This is a genomic window from Aquiflexum sp. (assembly GCF_041749095.1).
Lineage (GTDB): Bacteria > Bacteroidota > Bacteroidia > Cytophagales > Cyclobacteriaceae > Aquiflexum.
The window spans coordinates 1-3,671 of sequence record NZ_JBGTCA010000347.1 but is presented as its reverse complement, the minus strand read 5'-3'; the positions used below and the strand labels follow the sequence as shown (position 1 = coordinate 3,671).

4 protein-coding genes are annotated in these 3,671 nt (G+C 39.7%); all 4 read left to right on the top strand.

Annotated elements, in window-relative coordinates; genetic code table 11:
* Positions 1-1,856, top strand: a 1,856-nt coding sequence (locus ACEW8O_RS15595) for a heparinase II/III family protein (RefSeq protein ID WP_373495551.1), incomplete at its 5' end; no start/stop codon positions are given.
* 136 nt (positions 1,857-1,992) lie between these two features.
* Positions 1,993-2,448, top strand: a complete 456-nt coding sequence (locus ACEW8O_RS15590; RefSeq protein WP_373495550.1) for a CHY zinc finger protein — start codon at positions 1,993-1,995, stop codon at positions 2,446-2,448.
* 233 nt (positions 2,449-2,681) lie between these two features.
* A complete protein-coding gene (locus tag ACEW8O_RS15585; RefSeq protein ID WP_373495549.1) occupies positions 2,682-3,464 on the top strand; it encodes a type IV toxin-antitoxin system AbiEi family antitoxin in 783 nt (260 codons plus the stop codon).
* Positions 3,445-3,671 (top strand): nucleotidyl transferase AbiEii/AbiGii toxin family protein (locus ACEW8O_RS15580; protein WP_373495548.1); only part of this gene is annotated, 227 nt, incomplete at its 3' end. The genes ACEW8O_RS15585 and ACEW8O_RS15580, both read left to right, overlap by 20 nt.

The following is a 3,671-nucleotide window of genomic DNA, read 5'->3' as shown; positions in this document are numbered from 1 at the left end:
AAAAAGAAAAAACCGATTTTCCCATTGACGATGCCCAGAGGGTTTTCCGTACTTATGCCGACATCACAATCAATTATGGCGGGACCGGATCAAATCACCCCATTTTAGAGGCACCCAGTTTGGTATACAATGCCCTCGCCATGGAGGATGAAAAGGAACGTAAAAATTTACTTTCTTATTTCCTGACTGAAAGCACAGAGCACCAGGATGCTTTGAATGTAATGGCAGCCATATATAAGGAGAAGGGAGACCTTTGGCCCGAAACCTCCCAATACCTAAATGCAGCTGCATCGATATTAACAAGGCTGATGTTGGTGATCAATAAATACGACCCTTCGCTAAGGCTGGGGGATAAGTACGCAAACGTTTTATTCTCCTTGCCGGCATTGGATTACATTGTCTATCCCAACAATCAGCTTATCCGTTGGGGGGACGGTAAACGCACGGGAACACCGCCCTATAGCATTTATGAAGAGGCCTACCTGCTTGGAGAGATGGATGGTGTAAAGGAAATCACCAATGAATTCGGACCCCTTCTTACCAGGGCAATAAACCAGGATAGGTATAAAAGGGACGGTATGTTAGCGGTGCTTTGGTATGACCGGGAATTTAAAGGTGAGGAGGCAGAATTGGTATATCCCCGAACCGACAAGGTGGATCATGCGGGCATTTTTCTTCAACGAAATTTAAGCGCCACCCAAAACCCCAAAGATGGTTTGATGTGTTTTGTAGGTGGTGCCCACATGGTTCATGGGCATGCAGAAGGAATGAACATAGAACTGTACGGTAAAGGGGAAGTGTTGGGCGTTGATAATGGAAGGGGCCGTTACCAACAGGACGTACATGAAAACTATTCCCGTATTTTTGCGGCCCACAATACGGTTATTGTAAATGGAAATTCCCGGAGTGATGGCGGCTGGGTAAATTTGGGTATCAATACCGTTCAACTGGTTGCCATGGAACCCATGCCGAAAGAAGAAGCTGTCTCTCCCTATCATTCTTTTTCAATAACCAGTTTTGTGGATGACAAAGGTGAACAGGCAGAAGCCTACCAGGAACGCACACTGGCATTAATAAGGACCTCGGAAACCACCGGATACTATGTGGATATTTTCCGTTCCAAATCCAAATTGCCCGATCAATACCATGATTATTTGTACCACAATATTGGAGATAGTTTACTGTTTCTGAATGATGATTTGGGACTGAGGTCAACGCCCGAAAGGTACATGGCCAATGCCGGACTGCCTTGGGAACAAAACCGGAAGTACCGCCACCCGGGCTGGCATTTCTTTGAAGAAGTGCAAACTACGGGAAATTACAAAAAAGAGATAAGGGCCAGGTTTGGGTCCGAAAAATTTGAAAAGCCCATCTACATGGATCTGCATATTCCGGCTGACGAAAGCAGGGAGTACACAAAGGTGCTTGCACCACCTACCTTTGAAGCGCCTGCACCCTACGAGAATGAACCCACTCCAACTTTGGTTATTCGTAAAACCGGAGCGGCTTGGGATCAACCTTTTGTGGTGGTGTTCGAGCCTTTTGATGAAAACAGGGATAACCATTCCATTCAATCCGTTGAAAAACTGGAACAGGGTAGGGTTTTTAAAGGATTACGGATCCAAAGTAAAGTAGCTGGTAACCTACTGGTGCAATACATCATCGCTCAGGACAAGGAAGACCAATATATCGATACAAACCTGGGGATTGCTTTTAAAGGATCATTTGCCGTGATCACCGAAAATTCCGCTGGAAAACTACAAAATGTTTATATCGGTGAAGGGGAGGAACTCAATTATGGTGAAATAAGAATGAAACCGACTAATCAAAAAAAATCAATGTATCAGGAATTCTGATTAGTAACAGAGATCCATGAATTGGAAAAAGAAAACCAAGTTTGGAAAATTAAATGAAATGAGATTAAATAGAAAGTTTGAAAGGCTATTCATTAAAAGAAGATTGATTCATCCTTGCGAGTAAATTGACCGGAACATGAAACTAACACTATTTATCACCCTGTCCCTGATGCTGATTTTTTCCAGTAGTATTTTTGCGCAAAATACAGTTGAAGAACCATTCAAATTTATAAAAATCGGAGATGTCAACGTCTTTGGTAAATTAATAGACATGCAGACCCGTTGCGTGCATTGGCATTCTCAAATGGATGTGATCGCGATCAAATTTAAGTGCTGCGATAAGTATTACCCTTGTTTTTCCTGTCATGAAGAAGAAGCTGACCACAAGCATAAAGTATGGCCTACATCAGAATTTGATGAAAAAGCGATCCTTTGTGGTGTTTGTGGCAATGAGCTGAGCATCAAAGACTATATGGCCTCAGACAATACCTGCCCTCATTGCAAATCCGGTTTCAATCCCGGCTGCAGCAATCATTATCATCTTTATTTTGAGACTGATGATGTTAAAGGTGAAATAACAAAACAAGAGTGATAGATTTTTTTCAAATTTATTATTGAAAATGCAATTTGTTTAGATATCTATCCGCATTATTCCCATTTAACATAATTTAAATGGAAACAACATCCAGTAATCGAACTGCTATTTTAATAGTTTGTGAAATTACGGTTTAGAAATGATGTAAATTGGGTACTTTTAGTACTTATATTATAAAATAAATAAACTATTATTTTGATGTGGTTTAAATAATCAATTATATTGGTACTATGGATAAAGAAAATCGATCTAAAATAAACCAACTACTCAGCTCAAATCCATCTGGTATTGTATTTACAAGCAGTTGGCTGGTGGAACAGGGATATAGTCTTGACCTGCAAAAGAGGTACAAAAAAAGCCATTGGTTTGAGTCCATTGGATCAGGGGCTATGATCAGGACAGATGACAATGTGGAATATGAAGGAGCATTGTATGCTTTGCAAAACCATCTGAATTCCAACTTTCATCCGGGAGGTAGAACAGCTTTAGCTATGTTGGGTAAAACACATTATTTAGAACTTGGCACAACAAAAGTTTTCCTTTTTGCTTTGGCGAAAGATCAATTGCCAACTTGGTTTAAGCAATATGAATGGAGATTAAAATTCTCGGTCCATAAAACAAATTTTCTACCAGCTGATTTAGGACTTGTTGATTTTGAGATCAAAGATTTCAAAATAAAAATCTCAGGACAGGTCCGTGCCATATTAGAATGTTTTTACCTCACGCCCAAAGAGCATTCTTTTCTGGAATGTCATGAACTTATGGAGGGATTGAACAATTTAAGGCCTAAATCGGTCCAAGAACTTTTAGAACATTGTTCCTCTATTAAGGTTAAAAGACTTTTTTTATACTTTGCAGAAAAAGCAGGACATTCTTGGTTTAGCCATTTAAAACTTGAAGATATTGATCTTGGAAAAGGGAAAAGAAGTTTGGTTAAAAATGGCGTATTTATACCGGCATACCAGATTACTGTTCCCAGAGAATTGGAAGAATATGATCAGGCAGGAATATAGATATCAAGTAAATCTTCTATTGGCTGTAATTCCTGAAGTACACAAAGAAAAATGCTTTGCCTTACATGGTGGAACAGCAATAAATTTGTTTTTGAGAAATATGCCTCGCCTTTCTGTTGATATTGATCTCACCTATGTACATATTGAGGAAAGAGAGGTTTCATTTGGAAAAATAAATGAGGCACTGTTACGGATAAAAGCTAGTGT